This window comes from Polaribacter irgensii 23-P, assembly GCF_000153225.1.
GTDB classification, from domain to species: Bacteria; Bacteroidota; Bacteroidia; order Flavobacteriales; family Flavobacteriaceae; genus Polaribacter; species Polaribacter irgensii.
Map to the genome: position 1 here is coordinate 423,578 of NZ_CH724148.1, position 23,758 is coordinate 447,335.

The 23,758-nt window shown below is 36.4% G+C and carries 19 protein-coding genes, 1 tRNA gene and 1 pseudogene; 5 read left to right on the forward strand and 16 right to left on the reverse strand.

Going from position 1 to position 23,758, the window contains the following annotated elements:
• The first annotated feature begins 249 nt into the window (after positions 1–249).
• Positions 250–1,785, forward strand: coding sequence for a YifB family Mg chelatase-like AAA ATPase (locus tag PI23P_RS01875; RefSeq protein WP_004569012.1), 1,536 nt, complete (start codon positions 250–252; stop codon positions 1,783–1,785).
• Between the two features lie 246 nt (positions 1,786–2,031).
• On the opposite strand, the gene PI23P_RS01880 is transcribed toward PI23P_RS01875, so the two are convergent.
• The 6 genes from PI23P_RS01880 to PI23P_RS01905 form a co-directional block, all read right to left on the reverse strand.
• Positions 2,032–3,321, reverse strand: coding sequence for an Ig-like domain-containing domain (locus PI23P_RS01880; RefSeq protein WP_004569014.1), 1,290 nt, complete (start codon positions 3,319–3,321; stop codon positions 2,032–2,034).
• 64 nt (positions 3,322–3,385) lie between these two features.
• Entirely contained in the window at positions 3,386–5,164 is a 1,779-nt protein-coding gene (locus PI23P_RS01885; RefSeq protein ID WP_004569015.1) for an Ig-like domain-containing protein, read from the reverse strand.
• Positions 5,165–5,215: 51 nt separating this feature from the next.
• On the reverse strand, positions 5,216–6,700 hold the full coding sequence (locus tag PI23P_RS01890) for an SLC13 family permease (RefSeq protein WP_004569017.1): 1,485 nt from the start codon (positions 6,698–6,700) through the stop codon (positions 5,216–5,218).
• Positions 6,701–6,705: 5 nt separating this feature from the next.
• Positions 6,706–7,479 carry an SGNH/GDSL hydrolase family protein gene (locus PI23P_RS01895; RefSeq protein WP_004569018.1) on the reverse strand — a complete coding sequence of 258 codons (774 nt, stop codon included), beginning with the start codon at positions 7,477–7,479 and terminating at the stop codon, positions 6,706–6,708.
• A gap of 14 nt (positions 7,480–7,493) precedes the next feature.
• Positions 7,494–8,984 carry a SusD/RagB family nutrient-binding outer membrane lipoprotein gene (locus PI23P_RS01900; protein ID WP_004569019.1) on the reverse strand — a complete coding sequence of 497 codons (1,491 nt, stop codon included), beginning with the start codon at positions 8,982–8,984 and terminating at the stop codon, positions 7,494–7,496.
• A gap of 17 nt (positions 8,985–9,001) precedes the next feature.
• On the reverse strand, positions 9,002–12,250 hold the full coding sequence (locus tag PI23P_RS01905; protein WP_004569020.1) for a SusC/RagA family TonB-linked outer membrane protein: 3,249 nt from the start codon (positions 12,248–12,250) through the stop codon (positions 9,002–9,004).
• Between the two features lie 207 nt (positions 12,251–12,457).
• On the opposite strand from PI23P_RS01905, the gene PI23P_RS01910 reads away from it, so the two are divergent.
• The 4 genes and pseudogenes from PI23P_RS01910 (at position 12,458) to PI23P_RS12735 (ending at position 15,128) form a co-directional block, all read left to right on the forward strand.
• On the forward strand, positions 12,458–13,597 hold the full coding sequence (locus PI23P_RS01910; RefSeq protein WP_004569021.1) for a hypothetical protein: 1,140 nt from the start codon (positions 12,458–12,460) through the stop codon (positions 13,595–13,597).
• 346 nt (positions 13,598–13,943) lie between these two features.
• Positions 13,944–14,342, forward strand: a complete 399-nt coding sequence (locus PI23P_RS12725) for a hypothetical protein (protein ID WP_004569022.1) — start codon at positions 13,944–13,946, stop codon at positions 14,340–14,342.
• A gap of 328 nt (positions 14,343–14,670) precedes the next feature.
• Positions 14,671–15,015 (forward strand): annotated as a pseudogene (locus PI23P_RS12730) (DUF2130 domain-containing protein); the annotation flags it as partial.
• Positions 14,988–15,128 carry a hypothetical protein gene (locus PI23P_RS12735; RefSeq protein ID WP_238300049.1) on the forward strand — a complete coding sequence of 47 codons (141 nt, stop codon included), beginning with the start codon at positions 14,988–14,990 and terminating at the stop codon, positions 15,126–15,128. The pseudogene PI23P_RS12730 and the gene PI23P_RS12735, both read left to right, overlap by 28 nt.
• A gap of 298 nt (positions 15,129–15,426) precedes the next feature.
• Here PI23P_RS12735 and PI23P_RS01925 read toward each other — a convergent pair.
• The 10 genes from PI23P_RS01925 to PI23P_RS01970 all read right to left on the reverse strand — a co-directional run bounded on the left by PI23P_RS01925 (position 15,427) and on the right by PI23P_RS01970 (position 23,753).
• A tRNA-Asp gene (locus PI23P_RS01925) sits at positions 15,427–15,500 on the reverse strand.
• Between the two features lie 64 nt (positions 15,501–15,564).
• Positions 15,565–16,485 carry a DUF58 domain-containing protein gene (locus PI23P_RS01930; RefSeq protein WP_004569026.1) on the reverse strand — a complete coding sequence of 307 codons (921 nt, stop codon included), beginning with the start codon at positions 16,483–16,485 and terminating at the stop codon, positions 15,565–15,567.
• Positions 16,486–16,620: 135 nt separating this feature from the next.
• Positions 16,621–16,938 carry a thioredoxin gene (gene trxA, locus PI23P_RS01935; protein WP_004569028.1) on the reverse strand — a complete coding sequence of 106 codons (318 nt, stop codon included), beginning with the start codon at positions 16,936–16,938 and terminating at the stop codon, positions 16,621–16,623.
• A 221-nt stretch (positions 16,939–17,159) separates the two neighbouring features.
• A complete protein-coding gene (gene cysM, locus PI23P_RS01940) occupies positions 17,160–18,053 on the reverse strand; it encodes a cysteine synthase CysM (protein ID WP_026288467.1) in 894 nt (297 codons plus the stop codon).
• Between the two features lie 40 nt (positions 18,054–18,093).
• Positions 18,094–18,849: a serine O-acetyltransferase EpsC gene (gene epsC, locus PI23P_RS01945; protein WP_004569030.1), complete on the reverse strand. Its 756-nt coding sequence runs from the start codon at positions 18,847–18,849 to the stop codon at positions 18,094–18,096.
• A gap of 2 nt (positions 18,850–18,851) precedes the next feature.
• Positions 18,852–19,181, reverse strand: a complete 330-nt coding sequence (locus PI23P_RS01950) for a 2Fe-2S iron-sulfur cluster-binding protein (protein ID WP_004569031.1) — start codon at positions 19,179–19,181, stop codon at positions 18,852–18,854.
• A gap of 57 nt (positions 19,182–19,238) precedes the next feature.
• On the reverse strand, positions 19,239–20,294 hold the full coding sequence (locus PI23P_RS01955) for an NAD(P)/FAD-dependent oxidoreductase (protein WP_004569032.1): 1,056 nt from the start codon (positions 20,292–20,294) through the stop codon (positions 19,239–19,241).
• 11 nt (positions 20,295–20,305) lie between these two features.
• Positions 20,306–20,878 carry a precorrin-2 dehydrogenase/sirohydrochlorin ferrochelatase family protein gene (locus PI23P_RS01960; RefSeq protein ID WP_004569033.1) on the reverse strand — a complete coding sequence of 191 codons (573 nt, stop codon included), beginning with the start codon at positions 20,876–20,878 and terminating at the stop codon, positions 20,306–20,308.
• Between the two features lie 9 nt (positions 20,879–20,887).
• A complete protein-coding gene (gene cobA, locus PI23P_RS01965; RefSeq protein ID WP_004569034.1) occupies positions 20,888–21,682 on the reverse strand; it encodes a uroporphyrinogen-III C-methyltransferase in 795 nt (264 codons plus the stop codon).
• Entirely contained in the window at positions 21,648–23,753 is a 2,106-nt protein-coding gene (locus PI23P_RS01970) for a ferredoxin-like domain-containing protein (protein ID WP_004569035.1), read from the reverse strand. Before PI23P_RS01970 ends, cobA begins: the two co-directional genes overlap by 35 nt.
• Positions 23,754–23,758 lie beyond the last annotated feature (5 nt).

The window sequence follows — 23,758 nt, forward strand, 5'->3', positions numbered from 1 at the left end:
TTGATTAAATAGTCTTGCTGGTCTAGACTTGGGCTAAACTTAATAAATAATAATCAGTTTTTTGGTAAAAAGGATTGCTTTTTACCAAAAAACTAGATATCGCATTGAAAGGCTTTCAAATGATTGTGATAAGTGCTCTAAACCTTATTCATTCTTTAGTACTTGAGATACGTAAATAGCAAGAAAAACAGCAACAGAAACTCGTTAAAAAAACATTCCTTTTCTTTTCTCTATCTTTAAGTAAAAAATATGCTTGTAAAAGTTTATGGCGCTGCCGTTTTTGGCATTGAAGCCACCACCATTGCCGTAGAAGTAAATATTGATGCTGGAATTGGGTATCACCTCGTGGGCCTTCCAGACAATGCAGTGCGGGAAAGCTCCTATCGAATTTCTGCTGCACTCAAAAATAATAACTACAAACTGCCCGGAAAAAAAATCATTATTAACATGGCACCTGCAGACATTCGTAAAGAAGGTGCAGCCTATGATTTAACATTAGCAGTTGGTATTCTTGCAGCCTCCAATCAAATAAAGTCAAGTGCCATTGCCGCTTATATGATGATGGGAGAACTTTCCTTAGACGGCAGTTTACAGTCGATACGCGGGGCGTTGCCCATTGCTTTAAAAGCGAAAGAAGACGGATTTAAATATTTAATCCTTCCAAAAGAAAATGCCAAAGAAGCAGCAATTGTTAGTGATCTAGAAATATTAGGTGCTGAAAACATACTTGAGGTAATACAACATTTTAATGATCAGAAGAAAATACTTCCGACTCAAGTAGACAGCAAAGCTGAGTTTTACAAAAATATCGATTTTCCTGAATTTGACTTTTCGGATGTAAAAGGGCAAGAATCTATAAAGCGCTGTATGGAAATAGCAGCTGCTGGAGGACACAACATTATTCTAATTGGTCCTCCAGGATCTGGGAAAACCATGTTGGCAAAAAGACTGCCCTCTATACTACCTCCGATGACCTTGGAAGAAGCGCTAGAAACCACAAAAATTCATTCCGTTGTAGGCAATACTAAAAATGAAGGACTGCTGTACCAACGCCCTTTTAGAAGTCCCCACCACACCATCTCAAATGTTGCTCTTGTTGGTGGAGGACAGTATCCTCGTCCTGGAGAAATTTCGTTATCTCACAACGGCGTTTTATTTTTGGATGAGCTACCAGAATTTAAAAGGGATGTTTTAGAAGTATTACGGCAACCTTTAGAGGATCGAGAAATTACCATCTCTCGCGCAAAATTTACAGTGCGATATCCGTGTAGCTTTATGCTCGTGGCAAGTATGAACCCAAGTCCAAGCGGCTTTTTTAATGATCCCAATGCTCCCAGAACTTCCTCTCCGCAAGAAATGCAGCGGTATTTAAGTAAGATCTCTGGGCCATTATTAGACCGAATAGACCTGCATATCGAAGTAACCCCGGTTCCTTTTGAAAAGTTATCCGAAGAAATAAAAGGAGCGTCTAGTGCTGCAATCCGCAAAAGAGTAACCGCTGCAAGAGAATTACAGTCCTCACGCTTTAAAGCTTTTAAAAATGTGCACTACAATGCACAGATGAATGTAAAACAACTTGGAGAATTCTGTATGCTCTCTAACGAGAGCAAAACACTATTAAAAACGGCCATGGAAAAACTAAGTCTTTCTGCAAGGGCTTATGATCGGATTTTAAAAGTATCACGAACCATTGCTGATTTAGCGATTGCTACCGAAATTTCTCCAGACCACATCGCAGAAGCCATACAATATCGCAGTTTAGATAGAGAAGGCTGGTTGGGCTAAGCAAACTGCAATCTGACAAATAATAGCACCGTACGCGCTATTTTCATAAAAGATAAACCCGTGAATAGTTTTGATGTTTCAAGCATTTAATCCAACTCAAATCGACTAAATTGGGTGCTAACAGTACTCTTCCATTCATGCTAGACCTTCTAATCTGTAAAGCTGAAGCTGCCAAACCATGCACACAAATTAAGCCACCATTAGGATTTGGATTGCTAAAAGTATTTGATTGCTAAAAAAATAATTTTAATGAACCCGCAAGCTGGCTTCCAGATACTGGAAAGCATCATTTGCCATCAGAGCTTCATCATGGCCAATATTAGAAACTTCTTGTAACTCCCAATTAAATGAATCTGCTCTGTTTTGAGCTTGTGTTTTACTCGTATTAAAATAGTAGCGTCCGCGTTCCAAGCGATGTATTCCTTGCTGTGAGTCTACCACTGTATTTCTTCGAACTCCTCCGTCTGGATTGGTATCGTTTAAACCTAAGTGAACAATTATTTTTTTAGAAAATACTTTTTTTATATTTTCATCCGGCAGTTGACCATTTAAAATTCCATATGGAAAGCTCACTGTGTTTTCTGGCACCGTATACCAACCTGAGTTAGAGCAAACAGCAACATCTAATTTGCTGTTCGGCAAATACGTCGCAAACCGATGCAAGAACTGTGCACCTGCAGAATGGCCCCATGCACTGTATTTTTCTTGACTCCCTGAAACGGCCACTTTTACGGCTTCGAATATTGGATCTAAACTAGAGAACGTCCATTCCTCTGAACTATTAAAAGAAGTGGTACTCGGGTTGTCTCCATCATCAAAAATATTAGCCATTAAATAATCATCACCTAAACCAGGATAATTTATCTCTGAAAACTCTGGTGCAATTACCATAAACCCCTTTTCATTCGCCAACTGTATCCAGTAGTTCCGCTGTGCACTCGCATTTCTACCTGCACCGTGAAATGCCATTAATATCGGCATCTTTTTAAGATCTCCCGCAGGAATGTGATAGAATACCTTTATCGGCGCCAAATTTAGTGGTGCTTTTGGAGAAAAATCAAATGATCCCGTTGTATTTGCATTTATAACGAGACCTCCACCAGAATTACTTTGAGTTTTTGTTATAAAGGAAACCAACAACTCATTATTAAAAAAACTCCCATTTACACCTAAATCTCCTGCTAATATCTTTAAGTTGTAGGCTGTACTTGTCGCCATTTGCTCTAATGTTACGGTGACACGTGAAGAAACATTTGTATATGAAATGGTATAGTCTAGCGCTTCAGATTCTTTTGTTACAGAAAATAATGCTTCGAATTTAGCCGGAATAATTTCTGATGAGAATGCAATCTCTATTACTGAATTTATTGGGATTTTTACAGATCCCATTTCCAAAGGCGCACCATTTGCCTTGATGGATAAAATTGTTAATGGTATTGAATCATTATCAGCATCACTACAGCCAACCAGAAAAGGCAGGCACAGCACAATCGCAAACACAGTACTCTTTTTTAAAATTTCTCTAATTGTAATCATATCTTATTTTATTAAAAAAACGGAATTTATATTTTGTTTAAACTTCTTAAAGGGAATATCTGTTTTAATCACAAGCGGGATAAACGCAAGCAGAGTTTTGCGTACTGGTTGAACCAGCAGCACAATCTAACGCACCATTCACCCAACTCCCATTTATTTTGTATGCCCATGTACCTGTATATTCCCATGGCTCGCCTGTTCCGTCCGGAATTACATCTCCATACGTTTCAATGACATCGTTTCCTTGATAGAGTTCAATGGCATCATCCCCATTTTGATTCAATGAACTTGTTTCTATAACATACTCGAAACTAGTAATACAAGACCCAAAGTAATTTGAAAGAGTTGCTGTCTCTCTCGCTAAAAGGATGTCATCTCCTTCTGAAACTGAAATTGCAGGTAGGGTAAATTCAATGCCATCACTTCCTCCACCGTTGTTCGCAATACTCGTGCTATAAATACTTAAATCAGCAATATCTCGTTGCGCTTTTAAATGCAGAGCCTTTCCTCCATTTGTTCCACTTCCTTCCCAAAGTAATGCCATGACTCCTTGAATTGATAATGCTGGTGTACAAATAGGATACACACAACTTGACGTTTGCATCGTAGATGCTCCAATAGAACAATCGATTCCCCCAGAAGACCAAACACCCTCAAACTTATAGGCCCATGAACCTGTATATTCCCATGCCTCACCAGTTCCATCAAGATCTACATCTCCATACGTTTCGATCACTGTTGTACCGCTAAATAATTCAATGGCATCGTCTCCATTCTGACTAATCGAAGTGTTTGCCAACAATACATACTGAAACTCGCTTACACAAGCACCAAAATAAGCGGAAATTAATTCTGGCTCTCGAGCCACCAAAATATTATCTCCTGCAGTCACTGCTTGTGCAGGAAAAGTATATTCTAAACCATCGGTTCCACCGCCATTATTAGCAACTCCAAGGCCATATATGCTTAGATCCGCAATGTCTACATTTGCTACTAAATGAATTGCTTTTCCCTCGTTGCTACTACCTTGACCATCCCATGTCAAAGAAAATACTCCTTTTAAAGAGATAGCAGATAATGCTTCTTTTATAATAATTGTGAGCCCCGTAGAATTTCCATTTGCATTTACCGCATCTTCCAAGGATAAAACAATACTTTCATTTCCTTCATTTTCATCGTCCAATATCGTGGTTATTGTGATAACAGCAGCCAAATTTCCTGCAGGAATCGTTATATTTATATTACCAGAGATATTATAATCTACACCCGATATCGCAGTTCCAGCAATCGTTATCATTGCTGACACATCTTTTTGAGAAATCCTATCGAGACTTGCAGTTATAGTTGCCGTAGCATTATTTTCTTCCAATTCATTCACATCACTAGATATACTTACTACTGGTGGAACAAAAGCTGCCGTTATAAAATTCAATGACAAGGGTGCATCAAAGGTTTTACCTTCCAGTGTATAATTGCCAGCTGGTAACAGCAGCGCATATCCAGTTTCATGAAGTAGCTTGCTATCCGGAGTAAAAGTAACTGTTGAGTTTGTATTTGAAAACACCAACGAATAGGCAACCGCATCTGCCCCTGATTTAAATGTCAAAGCTTCTGAAAATAATTCAGGGTTTAAAGTATGTGAAAAGACAATGACTATGGTCGCATCTGTATTTATATTTTCAATACCATCGTTAAAATCGACTTCGTTAATCGTTTTTGCCATGGTAATTAATTCAGTATCCCTAACAATTACGACATCATCATCTTGACAACTTAATAAAATCGAAGAAAAAAATGCTAAAGGAACCCCTATGTACATTATAATTTTTTTAATATTTCTCATGATATGAATAGTTTAAACGTTTATTAAAATTTATTTGTACTTAAAAAATACTTATGGGAGTGTTTTTACATTTGTAAATTCCGAAAAATCTGTTGGATCAAAACCCCAAATAACGGGTAAAAAATAGTAGACCATCAAGGATAAAAATATAATAGATATAATATTCATCCAAATACCACTTTTAATCATATCTGGAATTCTTAAATATCCTGAGCCAAAAACTACGGCATTTGGGGGTGTTGCTACCGGCATCATAAATGCGCAAGATGCGGCAATCGTACAAGCCACCATGAGTATGTAAGGGTTGATATTTAATGAAATGGCAATGGGTGCTAAAATTGGCAACAACATAGCAGTTGTAGCTAAATTGGATGTAAACTCTGTAAAAAAGTTCACTAAAGTGATAATCACAAACACCAATACAAATAAGGAAAGCCCCTGAAAAATGTTCATTTGAGCTCCTAGCCAAGATGCCAATCCAGTAATTTGAAATCCTGCGGCCAATGCCATTCCACCACCAAACAATAAAATAATACCCCAAGGTAATTTCACTGCATCTTCCCAGCTGATAAGGCGCTCTTTAGAATCACTCGCAGAAACTACAAATAGCAGTATTCCTGCAGTCATGGCGATGATAGTATCGTCTATAAAAGGGAAAAACTCTTGCAAAATAAAAGATCTCGTAATCCAACAAAAAGCAGTTAAAATGAATATTACAGACACGAACTTTTCCTCTCGCTTCATTGGACCAATCAAGACCAACAAACGATTTATTTCTTCTTTTCCTCCTGGAAATTCCTTCTGCTTAAACTTAAATGCAAATTTTGTTAGATACAACCACGCTATTACTAATAAAGGAATTGCAATAGGCACTCCAAATTTTAACCATTGTAAAAAAGTAATTTCAATACCATAGGTTTCCTGAACATACCCAGCAAATACTAAATTTGGTGGCGTACCAATCAAAGTTGCCATTCCACCAATAGAGGCGCTGTAAGCGATACTCAACATGAGTGCTTTACCAAAAATTAAATTTTCATTTTTTTCTGTATTCGGGTTGTCCTGTAACTGAACAACAATAGACATTGCAATAGGAAGCATCATCACTGCAGTTGCCGTGTTAGATATCCACATTGATAAAAATGCAGTAGCCACCATGAATCCCAAAATTATTTTAGAAATATTAGTTCCAATTATTTTGATAATATTCAATGCAATTCGCTTGTGTAAATTCCATTTTTCAATGGCAATCGCCAGCATAAAACCACCCATGTATAAAAAGATATACTTGTGCCCATAGGAAGCTGTTGTCGTTTGTAAATCGACCGAACCGGTCATTGGAAATAAAATAATAGGCAACAAAGCGGTCACTGCAATTGGCACAGATTCAGTAACCCACCACAATGCCATCCATAAAGTAATAGAAAGCAAACTATAAGCACTTTCTGACATACCAGTGGGAGGACTAAAAAACTGCATGACTAAAAATAATAAAGGTCCAGAAATTAGAAATAAACTTTTTTGTATCGATTTCATTCCTTTTATAATTTTATAGGTTCAATACCAGCGGCTGTCACTAACTGTTTAAAAAACAATGCATTTTCTTCCAGAACAAAGGAGAGGTAGAGCTTTTCACCATCGATGTCTGTTGTTGTGACCCGATTTGAGATTTCATTTATTGCATTCCCAGTCAGTGTCTTATATACAATTAATGCAATTAAATAGCTGCCATCAGTAGAAGGATGTTTATCATCAAAATACATATTCAAATCAGGTCTAAGTTCCCTAGCTTGCATCCAAATGGGCCCTACTGGGATAATACTTGCATCTAATTCAGCTGCCAGTTCAGTATATCCTTGGGTAATAGCAGGTTGCATTAAAGGATTTGATTTATACGCCCAAGTCATATAAAATATTGGCTCAGCCCCACCAGAACGGACTAATTTGGAAAACTTTTTCGCGTATATCTTAAAGCTTTCAGGAGTATCAATAGTACTTAAACTATGGTCTCCTAGAATTACATAGTCCCAGCGTTCTTCTTTTAAAAATTTTCTTGTGAGGGTCCCTTTTTCCTCCAACCAATGTTGTTTTAGATTACTCCCTCCAACAGTGGATTGATGAATTTCTAAGGAAACACCTTGCGATGCTCCCATTGCTTTTACCAGCTGGGGCATGTTCCAAAAGTAAGTAAAGCTATTTCCTACAAAAAGTACTCTTGTTGGTTTTTTTTCCTGAGCAAAGAGGTTTAGCGGCAATATTATCGCTAGAAAACTTACTAAAATGAAATTATATATGCTGTTTTTAGATGCAATCATAGATGTAAAATAAGCTATTGATTAATAGATGTTTTGTCAAAGAAATCTGGTATTGGACTGGGCGCATTGCTATTTCTATCAATCTCTGATTGCGGATAAATAAAGCGCTGTGGTAATTTAGTCCCCACATTTGGAAGCACAGGAACCCTAACAATCGTCTCATTTTCAGTTCTTCGTGTATCATTAAAAACTTCTATCTGTCCAAAAAGTGTAACATATCGTTCTTCTAAAATTTCTCTTAGCAGGGCATCTTCAATACTTATATTATCGGTATTCTCAATTCCCCCAGCACTAAAATCTGCCTTGATATACGCATCATATAGAATATTGGAAGCAGTGGCATTTGTCAAATATCCTCCTGCATTCATAAAAGCTCTAAAATTATTTAACTTAGCAAGTCCGTCGTCAAACCCATTTGTTCTATAGCCTGCTTCTGCCAATATGAGCAAATTTTCTTGATAGGTAACCATCGCTGCAGAGGCAGATTGTGCGGCATAACCACTTGTTATATTCGGTTGGACTCCTAAGGAGTTTGTTGTAAAATAAAAATCATTTCTTCCGCTTTCATTTGTTTTACTATTGCCCCGATAGTTTAAACTCCCAGGCATCATTAAACCTACCATGAAGTTGGAAACAACAAGATCACTCTGGCGCACCTCAATCGCAAAAAATTGATAGTTTAAATTTGCGTCTTCTGCTGCAGATCCGTGTGGTCCTTGCATGCTATTATTCGATGTACTAATTCCTTTTTGTGCCGCTTCATAAGCTTTATCATACTCTTTAGTGTGCATATAAAAGCGTGCTTTTAATGTATATGCATTTTCTAGCCATGCCTGTGCATTTCCGTCAAAATAAATATCTGAACCAGTCGCTGGTCTTCCTGTTCCTTGTTCTATGTTTAAAATAGCCCTGTCTAGTAAACTTTGTGTTTTTAAATAAACGGCTACTTGTTTATCAAACATCGGATTTGGAAACTCCTCTTTAACTGCCTGATCAAAAGGAACATCCCCATACAATGCTGCTAATGTTCCAAAGGTTTGTGCTTGTAGCACTTGGACAATTCCAAAAGTTACAGCACCCACATCTTCACTTACGGCAGCTTGTTCTGCAGAAATTGCATTTCTTAAGGCATCATTAAATCCATCATTCCACAAGGCATTAAAATCACTTGTGGTTACTGAATATTGATCAAAGCCTAGATGTTGTCTATCGATACCTTTGTATTGACCAGCAAAAATAGCAGCTCTTCTTGCATTTTCTCCCGTTTGAAATAAAATGCTACCTACCTCTGCTCCCGTTAAAATAGTTTGATACGCGCTTGCTGTTTGATTGTTTGGATCGCTATTCAGATCCGCTACCAATTCACTGCAAGACTGGATTAGAAAAACAGTAATGCATAGTAAAATAAATGGTCTCATAATACAGTGTTTTTTTGGTGATTCTTTTAATAATGTTGCAGTTTCTTTCTTCTTATGAGCAACAAAATTCTGTGATGAAAATTTCATAATATGCTTTTTATTAATTAAAGATTGAATGTTGCACTAAACAAATAAGACTTTGTGCCTGGATTATTAAAATAATCGATTCCTCTTGCAGCACTCACTCCTGATAAGTTCGTATCTGGATCATTTCCTTCAAAATTTGTCCACAATACTAAATTTCTTCCTGTTGTAGAAAACTCAATAGATTTTAATTTTGTTGCATTTTTTAACCAATCCGATCTCCAAACATAGGATAAGGTAATTTCTCTTAGCCGTGTCCAAGAACCATCTTCAATATACAGCTCATCATTTCCTCCTCCAAAGAAACCTCCTTCACCATTATACCAGGATTCGGTCAATGCCACGGGTCCAGCTCCGAAGTCTTTAACATTCCCGCGAAAGGTTTCTCCGATACTGATAATATCTCCGTTCGATTCAAAATAATTTCTACCTGCGATTACTTGGTTTCCGGTATCGTACCAAGTTCCTAAATCTCGCATTACAGATTTTGTTCCAGCATAAATATCAGCATCTTGGTAAGTTTCCATTAATACGGATAGGCTAAATTTTTTATATTTTAATGTATTTGTAAACCCCCCTTGCCAATCTGGATTGGGATCTCCAATAACGCCTTCTAATTGGTCTTGTTCAGGGAAACCATAAGCATCGTAGACAATTGAACCATCGTCATTTCTTAAGGTTCTAGAGCCCCACAAAACGCCTAAAGCTTCTCCTTCTACAGCTCTTGAACTCACTGCCGACAAGCCTCCTAAGTTTAAAGATTCTGCTCCAGCTAAGTCCGTAACTTTATTTTTTACCGCAGTATAATTTGCGTTTACAGACCAAGTAAAAGCATTGGTTGTTAACACTCTATACCCTAAGTCTAATTCTATTCCCTTATTTTCTATGGCGGCTCCATTGGTATAAATCGATGAATATCCTGTTGAATTTGCTACTGGAAAGTTTAAAAGCACATCTTCGGTAGTATTTCCAAAATAGGTAAAACCAAGAGATAGTTTGTTTTTAAAAAACCTTAAATCTGTACCAAATTCAAATTCTTTCTTCCTTTCTGGTCTTAAAGCAGCATTTCCTCTGTTAGTGCTGGGCACAAAAGATCCATTTCCGAACAAACCCGAATTTAAAGAGCCTCCTAGAGAATCACTGTAACTTGGTGAAACAAAGATATTAGACGTATTGTAACGCGCTGGCTGCACCCCCACTTCGGCGTAAGACGCTCTTAACTTACCAAAAGAAAAAATAGTGCTTTCTTTAAAAATATCTAATTGTGAAAATTGCCATGCCAAAGAAGTCGATGGAAAAACAAATGGTTTGTCTGAGTTTTCTCCAAATGTTGATGCGTTTTCGACTCTAATCGTACTGTCTACGTAAAACATATCGAAGACAGAAAAAGACAAAGAGGAATATAAACCTGCCGTTCGTTCTTGACCAAATGAGCTCCCAACCACAGTATTCTCAATCAGCGTGTTGTCTATATCTCGAATACCGCTAGCAACGTCTAAAAATTGTATAAAACCACTTCCTTCTGTACCATTCACATTTCTTGACTTAGTATTATAATTAAATCCCATTAAAAAACTACCCGCTACAATCTCTTTATAATTAAAAGTCGTCTTTGCTATAAAGTCAGAATTAAACATGGTGTTTGAAGTCGTTGATTGCTCTATATAACCTGCTGTAAATGCCCCTGCTGCAGATCCTGGCGTGATAAATTCTGATTTCGTTTCACTGTAATGATCTACTCCTGCTCTTGCGATGAAAGTTAACCAGCTTGTTGGCGCGGTCATAAATTCAAAATTGGTAATAAAACGATCTACTTTAGCTTTATTTTCTTGCTCATTAATAGTCCAAAGTGGATTATTATACGTGGCGGTGCCATCGGCTCCCAAAGGCTCTCGATAAGAACGATGTCTGTTTGGAATTGGAGCACCGTCACTAGTGGCATAGTAATCTCCACGATACCCAGAAATATCAAAATCTGCAGGGTTTCTTAACAAACCTAGGTATAATCCCGATGAATTAGCTCCTAATCGAATGCGATTTGATGCAGTTCTTGTGTAAGTACTGCTAGTTTTTAAACTCGTTGCCTCCGTAAACTTTGTTTTCGCATTAAAGCGCACTGTAGACCTGCGATAATCGGAGTTATTTTTCACAATTCCTTTTTGATCCAGGTCACTTAAACTAAAAAATATGGTGCTTTTTTCTGTTCCACCGCTTAAACTTAAATTGTTTTCTAGAAAATGACCATTACCAAAAACTTGATCAAAATTAGAGTCATTAAATAAGCTTTGTGAATTTTTAGTTATTATGGGATAATACAAGCTTCCATTTTGTCCAACATAAAATTCTCCAGATGTATTAAAGTTATCATTTCCCCCAATCCTATCTGAAATTAAATCTCCCCAAGAATCTCTTGCTCTTTGATCATAGATGCCATTATCTCCTTGACCAAATTTTGTTTGAACGGGATATCTTACATTAATTTTATCTAAAGAGTAAGTAGTTTTTAGACTTACAGAAAGTTTGCTGTTGTATTTTCCTGATTTTGTTGTAATATTAATTACACCGCCCAATGCTTGAGTTCCCCAAAGTGCAGCAGCAGCAGCTCCTTTTAAAACGGTTAAGGTTGCAATATCATTAGGATTGATATCATTTAATCTAGATTGCTGACTCACGCCCCCACGATCACTATTTCCTCGCACATCATTACTAATTGGAATCCCATCTAAAACAATTAGCGGCTGACTGCTCCTTGTAATGGAGGAGAGTCCCCTAATTTGAATAAAAGAACCTGCTCCTGGATCTCCTGAACTTCTAGATATTCTAACTCCCGAAGATTTTCCAGATAAAGCGTTTAGTACATTTGCTTCTCCAGATTTGACAACTGCTCCTCCTTTAACTGTAGAGCTTGCATAGCCTAAATTATCTTTTTTCTTACTAAACCCGAGAGCTGTTACCACAATCTCGTCTAAATTCACGCTATCTTCTTCTAAAGTAACGTTAATCTCATTTTCTCCATTCACTGGTATTGATATTGTTTTATATCCTAAATAGCGAAAAGATAAACTGGCTGAATCTGTTTTTAATGTAATTATATACAATCCGTCAAAATCTGTTGTTGCACCATTTTCTATATTACTTTCTAAAATACTTACTCCGGGAATTGGTGTGCCCTGACCATCGGTAACTTTACCTTTAATAGTTCTCTGCGCTTGTATCATTTGAAATGAAAACAAAAAAATAAAGAACCAAGTTTTAGTTATAACTTTCATATTAAAATTGGATTTAAAAGTTTAGTTTTACCTTTTAACAGAAGGTGTCAATTATTTTGTAATTAAGAAAACCTTAAATTTAAAAGTAAATATTTGTCAATAATATAAAATAATCTTGGTTTTTTTATTGTTTTAGTAAATTTTAGTAAATTTTATCAAATTCTACTATTTTTTACTTATTCTTAAAATCATTGAAAACAACTAGAAATGGAAGAATTGCATAAAAAATTTATAGCGAAGCTGATAACACGATATGGTGAATTTAATGATGCAAATAATAAATTTGAATCGACAAGCAACTCCAAAATTGCTAGAGACTTGTTTTATAGTGATTCTCAATTTTCAAGATTAATTAATAGCACTGCTTCTGAAGGAGAATTTAATAGAGCTTTGGGTAACATTCAACGCCTACTAGATTTAGATAAACTAAGAAATCAAGGAGCATCTCCCATTAAAAAAACAGATAAGAGTCTCTTTATCAAAAGAAAAAAGATATTTCTGACTGCTGTTATTCTTTTTTCTGCAGTTGCTCTTGGATCGATCTACTTTTTCACTTCGAATACAAGAAAAAGCAACCCAGTTATGAATGCAGATACCCGTTATGAAATGCTCAAATGGGGATTTGAAAATCAATTTATTCAACCTTATGTAAAATTAAAAGAATTACCCGATGATTGCGATTATCCGTGTTATAAATATCAAGGAAAATGGCGTCTGAAAAATAAATATAAAATTCCTTTCTACAGGGAGAGAAATGGATTTCATTACGTTGCAAAAGAAGCTGTAATGTATGCAAGGTGCATGGATGAGCGAGACGATAGCGGAGAGTCTTTTGAAGGCTACGAGTACCAAAAACACGAAATTTGGTATGATAAAAGAGAGTATCCTATTGATTCTTTTTTAACAAAAGGCTCAAATACCGAAATACGGGAATCATACAATCTTTCCGATTTAAGCAAGAATGAAAATTTTGTAAAAATTGCTTTTGTACATACCTTTTTTAGAACAGAATTTAAAATAGATAGCACCCTAATTAGTAGGAGCGGAAAAGCGCTTGGCAGAGATATCGAATTTATTAATGATGATATATTGAAATCCAAATTGAATGATGCTACTTCTTTGATTGGTTTAAAAGATGAAATAAAAGCAATTTCGGCAAATCGTTTAGAGGATTACTCAAAACCTATCAATTGTAAACCTTCGCTGGCACCAAATACCAATTTTAATCTTATTGCCGAAGGAGATGAAATGAGTTTCAATTGTTATTTCAGCATCGGAAATTTTATCGTTAATTATAATAAAACCTATGTTTTTCAGGATCAATACATCAATAATTACTGCAGGTAGCATGTCTTTATTCTTGAATTATCAAATATAATAATTGGAAATAAATCTTTTATAACACTAACCAATCAGATATAAATATTAGCAGCCATAGTCAAATAAGATCTAATTAAAAATCTACAGTACCTTCTAAACAATAAAAGAAAGCCTTCTACTCACTGAATAGATCAAACAAAAAAGCTTCCGTCTGGTAGTTGACTAGATAAGCGACTTTGGGCTTTGTGTCTCTATAATTGTATTATATTTAACTGCTATAATAATACATTGCTATGAACGAAATTAATTGTCTGAATTGTAAAAAAGCCTTTAAAATTGACAAGCTGGATTTACAGATATCTTAAAGCAAGTAATGGATAAACAGTTTGATAAAGATTTAAATATTCGCTTAAAAACAGCAGACAATGAAAAAGAGAGTGCGCTTCAGTTAGCCGAAGCAAAGTTGACAAATATTTTTCGACAAGAATTGTCCAACAAAGCAAATGAACTGTTGCAATTAAAATCACAAAATCCAGCACTATTAACCCAAGAGCTTTCAAAAAAAGAAACAGAAATTACTTCCATGAAAGCTCGCATGCAACAAGCAGAGATAAAGCAGCAACTTGCTGTTTCTGTTGCAGTAAGTAGCATCGAAAAGGAAAGAAATCAATTGGCGAATGATTTGAAAAACAAAGAAATTGCAAGCACTCTTTTAGAAAAGTCTTTGCAAAAAAATTCAAAAACACCTTGGCTTTTAGGGATGATGCCTTAAAATTAAAAGAGGAAGAAATAGCACGTATAAAAGACGATTAGCACAAGTTGTTTACCAAATTGATTGAAGAAAGCTCAGAACTTCACTGTGAAACTGAATTCAATAAAATCCGAGCTACCGGCTTTCAAAATGCGTGTTTTGAAAAAGACAATGATAGCTAAGGGGACACCAAAGGGGACTATATTTATAAAGAAGCGGATGCTGCTGGTAATGAATTGCTGTCTGTCATGTTTGAAATGAACAATGAGAATAATGAGACGGCTTCTAAAAACGAAATGAAGATTTCTTTGCGAAGCTAGGCAAGGATCGCCGAGACAAAGGATGTGAGTCTGCGGTATTGGTCTCTTTACTAGAATCGGAAAACGAGTTTTAGAATATAGGTATTGTTGATGTTTCTTATAAATATCCAACAATGTATGTTGTAAGCTCGCAGTTTTTTATTCCAATTATTACTCTCCTTCGAAATATAGCCTTAAACTCGATGCAATACAAGTTAGAACTAAATTTAATGAAAAGTCAAAATGTAAACATCACTAATTTCGAAGATAAAATTGCTAACTTTAAAACAGGCTTTGCCAAAAAATATGAATTGACCAGCAGACAGTTTAAAATAGCCATAGAAGAAATTACAAAACAATGTCACGCTTGCAAAAAACAAAAGATGCACTTCTAGCATCAGTGAACAATTTACGCTTAGCAAATAGGAAAGCAGAAGATTTAACAATTAAAAAACTATCACACGAAAATGCAACCATGAAACAAAAGTTTGATGATTTAAAAAAGTAAATATTGCTTGAGAAAAGCATTAAAAAATTATAGAAATTCATTTTGATAGAGTTGGAATGAATCCTAGGTAAAACAATGTTAATTTAAGAAAAAAAACTTCTTTTCAGCTTCTAACCATTCTCACTTCACTCACAAATAACCGATATGCTAAAGCCTCTTGCGTTTTGATACTAGTATAACACAAGCAATAGAAAAAAAGGTGCTAGTACATAAACTTTGATGCGCCAAACCGTTCTTCAGGGCAGCGCACACGACCCTATTAAAACCAAAAAAGCATCTCATAAATGAGATGCTTTTGCGGTCTGGACGGGACTCGAACCCGCGACCCCCTGCGTGACAGGCAGGTATTCTAACCAACTGAACTACCAGACCGTTGCTATTAGCGGGTGCAAATATAACACATGTTTTCACATTCGCAAGTATAAATGCAGAAAATTTATCTTTTATTTTTCCTGCTAATTATATAGGCTGTTAAAACGTCATTGTAACCCTGGTATATATCTACAGGCACATAATCAATCTTATATTGTAAACATTTATTCTTCAATTCATTAAAATAGCCCTGAACGAATTCCTTATACTTTTCTTGTATGTTTTCGGCATGAATATTAATTGCTTGACCTGTTTCTACATCTACAAATTTTTTGGGGGTATTTTCAAAATCAAAATTAAACTCCGTTTTTCCGTCATAGGTGTGAAACAAAACAACTTCGTGCTTGTTGTATTTTAAATGCCGCAACGCTTCAAATAACAAATGTTCCTCTTTTGAGGTTTGCAGCATGTCTGTAAAAAGAAAAACAAGAGATCGCCGGTGAAGTTTCTCGGCAATCTCATGCAAGTATCTATAGGTTTCTGTCGTTGCCTCTGAGGTAGCCACTAACAATCGCTCCAATTGGTGCAAAAGCATCGCACGATGCCGCTCACTTCCTTTTTCGGGCGCATAATATTCGTAGGTATCTGAATAGATACTCAAACCTACAGCATCTCTTTGTCTTTTTAGAATTTCCATAAGAGAAGCCGCTGCTACTGCAGAAAAACCGACTTTATTTAAATGTGACGCCGTTTGGTTTTTTACGGTCGGATAGTGCATAGAAGCCGAATTGTCAATGACGATGTGGCACCTTAAATTGGTTTCTTCCTCATACTTTTTTGTGTACAACTTCTCTGTCTTTGCAAAAAGCTTCCAGTCAATATGGCGCGTGCTTTCTCCTGTATTGTACAACTTATGCTCAGAAAACTCCACTGAAAATCCGTGAAACGGACTCTTGTGAATTCCTGTGATAAATCCCTCTACTACCTGCTTGGCAAGCAGCCCTAAATTTTTTATTTCTGAAGACTGTACTTCGGATACCTTCAAATTATTGCTGTTTAAGAATTAAAAGTAATGGAATTAAAAATAAAAAACCAATAGAACGCCAAAAAACGATTTCTAAAACAAAAAAAGGCTGACCGAAGCCAACCTTTTTTTCTAATACTAAAATATTTTTCAAAATTACATTGCAGCATCAATTTTTCCAGTGTACACGTTTTTCGGTGCAACACCTACTTGCTTGTCTACCACCTCTCCGTTTTTGAAAATTAAAACTGTTGGGATATTACGTACGCCATATTTTGCTGCAAATTCTTGATTTGCATCTACATCAACTTTACCCACAACGGCTTTTCCGTCATATTCAGTATAAATTTCATCTACAATTGGTCCTACCATTCTACACGGTCCACACCAAGCTGCCCAAAAATCTACCAATACTGGTTTGTCTGATTTTAATACTAATTCTTCAAAGTTTGCATCTGTAATTTCTAATGCCATTTTATTTTTATTTTAAATTGTTACTTCCACATCGTTCAACAAAAGTAATCATTTTATTTACTTTGCAGTTTTCAAAAAATTACTTTTTACTATTTGTCTATAAGCGCTCCTTATACCAAAAAAATAGGTCTTTTTATTTGAAATCTTATAATCTTTAAAAAATCAATAATAACCGTTTCGTAAAGGCTTCTTAAGCTGCCGCTAATCCGAAAAAAAGAACACTACTCTTTTTCAAATAATGTAGAGGATAAATACCGATCTCCACGATCGCAGACAATGGCAACCACTACTCCTCTTTCTAATTTTTCTGCCACTTTTATAGCCGTTAATACAGAGCCTCCACTGCTCATTCCTGCAAAAATTCCTTCCTCCGAAGCCAACCTTTGCGTCATTTCTTTTGCTTCTCCCTCACTTACTTCGATCACTTGATCTACCTTCGCAGCATTAAAAATTGCAGGTAAATATTCTTGAGGCCATTTCCTAATTCCGGGAATCTTAGCACCGTCTTTTGGCTGTGCTCCAATTATTTGAATGTCCTTATTCTTCTCTTTTAAAAAACTCGAAACACCCATAATAGTTCCCGTAGTGCCCATTGCCGCAATAAAATGTGTTACTTGGCCTTCGGTATCTCTCCAAATTTCTGGTCCTGTAGTCTTATAATGCGCTTTCGCATTGTCTGGGTTGTCAAACTGATTCAATATAAAATAGCCTTTTTTACGGTTTAACGCTAAAGCATGATCTCTAGCACCTTGAATTCCTAATTCTTTAGATGTTAAAATCACCTCTGCACCATACGCACGCATTGTTTTTACACGTTCTATTGTTGCATTTTCTGACATTACCAATACCATGTGCACCCCTAAAACCTTCGCCATTAGCGCCAAAGCGATTCCCGTATTTCCACTGGTTGCTTCTACCAATGTATCTCCCTTTTTTATCTCTTTTCGCTTTAATGCCTGGGAAATCATATTGTAAGCAGCCCTATCCTTCACGCTACCTCCAGGATTATTTCCCTCTAATTTAAGCAATAAAGTAACCCCTTCTTTTTTAAAAATATGCTGCGCTTCTACCAGCGGCGTATTTCCTACAAAATCTATGATACTTCTTGTTTTCATATCTTTATTATTCTCTTTTAACCCCATCGATAATAGCGCGCTATCTTCTTTGAAATATTTTATTTTCTGATTGCAAAGTGACCACTGAGTTTTTTACAACAGACTCTGTGATACAAACATTTGCGCCAATGACCGCATTTTCCCCAACCACTACATTACCTCCTAAAATGGTTGCGTTTGCGTACACAATCACATTGTCTTCTATGGTAGGATGTCTTTTTTCAAAAGCCATACTTTTTTTTGCCTGAATTCCTCCCAAGGTTACCCCTTGAAAAATAGTCACATTATTTTTAATAATCGTGGTTTCTCCAATCACAATACCAGTAGCGTGATCTATAAAAAAGGAATGCCCTATTTGTGCTCCAGGGTGGATATCTGTTCCTGTTGCACCGTGCGCATATTCACTCATCATTCTTGGCAGCACAGCAATACCTTGCGCTAAAAGTTGTGTACTTAAACGGTATACAGCGATGGCGTAAAAACCCGGATATGCCAAATAAACTTCTCTTAAACTTTTTGCTGCTGGATCGCTGTTATAAGCAGCCAGCGCGTCTAAATCCAATTTCCTCCTAATTTCTGTGAATGACTTTTCAAAATCCAACCAAAAACAATCTTGATTTTTAATAGACAGTCGTTCTAGAATTACTAAGAACTTACTTTTAGTATGCGCCTCTTTTTCTTCACGATACTGCGCGTCAAACAGACAGTTTATCAACTCTTTTGTAAAAACTGCTACCGCATCACGCAAACACATGCTGTAATTTTTAAATCCGATTTTTGTCGCCTTTGCGTTCATATTTAAGATTCTGGAGCCAATGTTACTTCTAAACCGTTTGCTGCTGCCGTCATTTGAATTTGACACCCCAATCGACTGTTCTCTTCCACATAAAAAGCTTCTGCCAACATCGCATCCTCATCCTCTGATATTTCTGGCAATTCATGATCTGATGTCACATAGCACTGACAAGATGCACACATCGCCATACCCCCACAAATACCAATGGTCCCCTCTTCTGCCAATTCGTAAGAACGAACAATTTCCATTAAATTCATGGCCATATCCGTGGGTGCAACAACAGTATGTGTTACTCCATTTCTATCTGTTATTTTTATATTGATGTCTTGCATCGTTCTTCATAATTTAGGTATCGTCTGCAAAGTTACGCAAACCTTACAATAATCTTACTATTCTATCGCTTTAACAACTGCCTTAGGCGCTTCTTTTCGAGTCCCATCAAAACCATCTACACCACCAACCGTTGTATATTTCATCACATACTTCTTATTTGGAAAAATCCTCTTATAGGCACTCTGACACATCAATGTTGCCTCATGAAAACCACAAAGAATTAATTTTAATTTTCCTGGATAGGTATTTACGTCTCCAATAGCATAGACTCCTGGAATATTTGTTTGATAATCTAAAGCGTTGTCCACTTTAATCGCATTCTTTTCTATATCCAACCCCCAATTACCGATAGGTCCTAACTTGGGTGACAGCCCAAATAAAGGGATAAAATGATCTGCATCTAAAATAAATGCATCTTCGCCTTTCTTTTCTACAGCAACCCCAGTAACAAAATCCGTCCCTAAAATTCCTTTGACCTCCGCAGGCGTAATGAGCCTAATTTTTCCTAAGTTTTTTAATTCCTGCACTTTCTCTACGGAATCTAAAGCCCCCCTAAATTCGTTTCTTCTGTGAATTAAAGTAACCTCAGCAGCAATATTAGATAAAAAAATTGCCCAATCTAAAGCAGAGTCTCCACCCCCAGAGATCACAACTTTCTTATCTCTATAAATTTCTGGCTCTTTGATAATATATTCTACCCCTTTGTCTTCAAAAGCTGCAATATTTGGAATCAAAGGCTTTCTAGGTTCAAAACTTCCCAAGCCACCGGCTATTGCCACAATTTTTGCATGGTGCTTTGTGCCTTTATTGGTGGTGACAATAAAACTACCATCTACCTGTTTGTCAATTGTTTCCGCCCGTTCTCCCAACGTAAATCCGGGAGAAAACTGCTTGCTTTGCTCTATTAACTTATGGGTTAAATCTCCTGCTAATATTTCTGGATATGCTGGGATATCGTAAATTGGTTTTTTCGGATAAATCTCTGAACATTGCCCTCCCGGTTGTGGAAGTGCATCAATCAAATGACATTTTAACTTTAATAAACCCGCCTCAAAAACGGTAAACAAACCTGTGGGCCCTGCGCCAATAATTAGAATATCTGTTGTGATCATTATTTCTTATTTTACTCAACTAAGCTTTTTGTAAACTCGTTTAATTTTTCTACTTTTTGTTCAAAGTTCCCTTTGATCGTTTTTCTATATTCATTTAAATTTTTTACTAAGTCATCGATATCCTCGGGCAATACATCTTCAAAAAACTGACGCAAGCGCTTCGCTGTTGTTGGGGATTTTCCATTTGTAGAAATGGCTACTTTTACATTTCCTTTGGTTACAATTCCACCCATATAAAAATCACAATATGGCGGATTGTCAGCAACATTTACCAAAGTCGAGACAGCCCTACAATCTTGCCAAACTTGCACATTAATTGCTGGAATATCTGTAGTTGCAACCACCATGTGTTTTCCCTCTAAATATCCTTCGTGGTATGTGTCTTTAATCAAGGTAACACAGCCTTTTTTTGCCAATGCGATGGTCCCTTTTCGAAACATTGGGGAGACGATTGTTACATGCGCATCTGGACTTGATTTTAACAAAAAATTTAATTTTTCTTCCGCTACATTGCCACCTCCAATAAGAAGTATATTCAGACTTTTCGTCTTGAGAAAAATAGGATATAAGTTATTTCTTTCCATTTCTATATGTTAGGCAATTAATTCTTTGACATATGCTTGTTGCACCTGCATCAAACCTTCACGATGCCTCACCACTTCTCCAAAAACGATGATTGCTGGATTGCTTAAATGTTTTTCTTTTACAATGTCTAAAATTGTATCTACCGTTCCAATCCCAATCTTCTCGTTTACTCTCGTCCCATTCTGTATGATCGCAACGGGCAGATCGTTTTTATTTTCTTGTTGAAACAATTTTATAATTTCAGACAACTTTCCCATTCCCATTAAAACTACGACTGTAGCGCTCGACTTCGCGGCAAGTGCAATGTCCTTTGACAATTCGTGCTCTTTTGTCGTTCCTGTAATTACCCAAAAACTTTCTGCACTTCCACGTTTTGTTACGGGAATATTTTGAGATGCCGGAACTGCCAACGAAGACGAAATCCCAGGAACCATTGCCGTTTCAATTCCAAAACTTGCTGCAAATTCCATTTCTTCGGCCCCTCTGCCAAAAATAAAAGGATCGCCTCCTTTTAAACGAACTACATGTCCGTGCGTTTCTGCCCTTGCCACAATTAAGTCATTAATTTGTGCTTGCTGATAGGTATAGCAACCTCGGCGTTTCCCTACAAAAATAATTTCTGCATTTGGATTTACAAAGTCCAACAATTCTTCATTTACCAAGGCATCATATAAAACTACATCCGCAGTTTTTAAAACTTTAATCGCTTTTAAAGTAATCAAATCTACCTCTCCAGGACCTGCACCAACAACGGTTAATTTTGGAGTTTTATACATAACTAACTGTGCTTTTACGATGTGCATCTATCTGTTTATAAAATAATGTTGCATCCATTAAATATTTTTTCGCAAATGCTTCTGTTGGATTTTCATCCTTCATTTGGTACACTAAATCTTCGAAAGATCCTGCTAATTTTATTTTATTAGAAGCCACAAAATGTTCTTGGAAACTAGTAATAATACCTGCCTGTGTATTGGTCTTTATATCTTCTGCAATTAATAATGCCTTTGCAGTATTTACAAAAGCGGTGTATGCGTAATAAATACTATCCGAAAACTGATTTTCTTTAAGCGCCTCTTCAGCACTTGTAATTTTCTCTTCACTTTCGAATAAAAGAGTCGCAATTAAATCAATTACAACTCCTGCACATTCCCCAACTCCAATTGCTTTTACATAATTTTCTGAATGCCCCCAATCGATAAAATCACTGGGTACTAAATTGGTTGTATCCGACAATCCTTTTAACAAATCATAGAAATAAATTTTTCCCTGTCTGTCGTAATACGCTAAAAACGTTTCTTCTTTTTGCTGATTTTGCTCAATATCATTTAATAAAATACGCAACGCATCTGGACCTCTTTTACTTGGAACCTTTACTAACTTATCAGAAAATCGCCCTTTCCCATCGCCTAAAATCCCTCCTCCAATTAAAACTTGTAAAGCGGGTACTTGTAAATTTCCTGCTTTTATAGACATCCCTTGAAAGCCAATGTGTGCCATATTGTGCTGCCCACATGCATTCATACAGCCGCTAATTTTTATAGCAATTTCCCTGTTATTTAAATAATAAGGATATTCTTCTTCCAACACTTTTTCTAATACAACCGCGATTCCGGTACTGCTAGAAATTCCTAAATTACAGGTATCTGTTCCAGGACAGGCAGTAATATCTGCAGTAGAATTATAGCCTGCATTTGCAAAGCCTAATTTTTTCAATTCAACATAGAAAAAAGGAATTAGTTCTTCTCTAATATGACGGATCAAAATATTTTGACGCAAGGTCAAGCGAATTTCATTTGCAGCATATTTCTTTACTAAATCTGCTAATAACCTTGCTTTAGGTGTATAAAAATCTCCCAAATGCACCTTAATTCCAATAGCAAATAACCCTTCTTGCTTTTGTTTGATCACATTGGTTTCTTTCCACTTTTGAAAAGCATCTTCGTTTGCAATTTTAACTGCAGGAATGCCAAGCTCTTGAAAAGTAATAGGCTGCTCAAAAGCAGCAGTGTCTATTTGCACTGTTTGAAATTCTAACGTTTGTATTTCATCGGCAACCAATTCTAAAAAAGCAGCCACTCCAATGTCTTTTACCAAAAATTTTAACCTTGCTTTTGCTCTTTTTGAACGTTCACCAAAACGATCAAAAATTCTTAATACTCCCTCTATAGTGGGAATTAAAATATCTTCTTCTAGAAAATCATAAATAACATCTGCATGTCTAGGCTGCGAACCTAAACCTCCACCTAACAAAACTTTAAATCCTTTTTTTGCGACCCCATTTTCAGTTTTTATTTTTGCAATAAAACCTAAATCATGAATAAAACTTATCGCAGTATCGTCGTCTGTGCCCGAAAAAGACATTTTAAACTTACGCCCCATTTCTTGACAAATCGGATTTCTTAAAAAGAATTTGAACGTTGCATCCGCATACGGCGAAACATCAAAAGGTTCCGCTCTGTCTATCCCTGCAGTTTCTGAAGCCGTGATATTTCTAACGGCATTTCCACATGCTTCCCGCAGTGTAATATCATCCTTTTCTAATTGCGCCCATAGCTCTGGAGTTCTGTCTAAACTCACATGGTGAATTTGAATATCTTGTCTGGTTGTAATGTGCAATCTTCCACGAGAATACTCGTCAGAAACGGCTGCAATTCTATACAATTGTTCGCTCGTAACTTTCCCATAAGGCAATTTAATACGAATCATCTGCACGCCAAACTGACGCTGCCCATAAACTCCTCTTGCCAAACGCAAACTCCTAAAGCGTTCTTCGTCTATTTTGCCTTCTTTAAAAAGCTGAATTTTACGATCTAATTCTAAAATATCTTTTTCTACAATCGGGTTTTCTATTTCGGTTCTAAAGCTTTTCATAATTT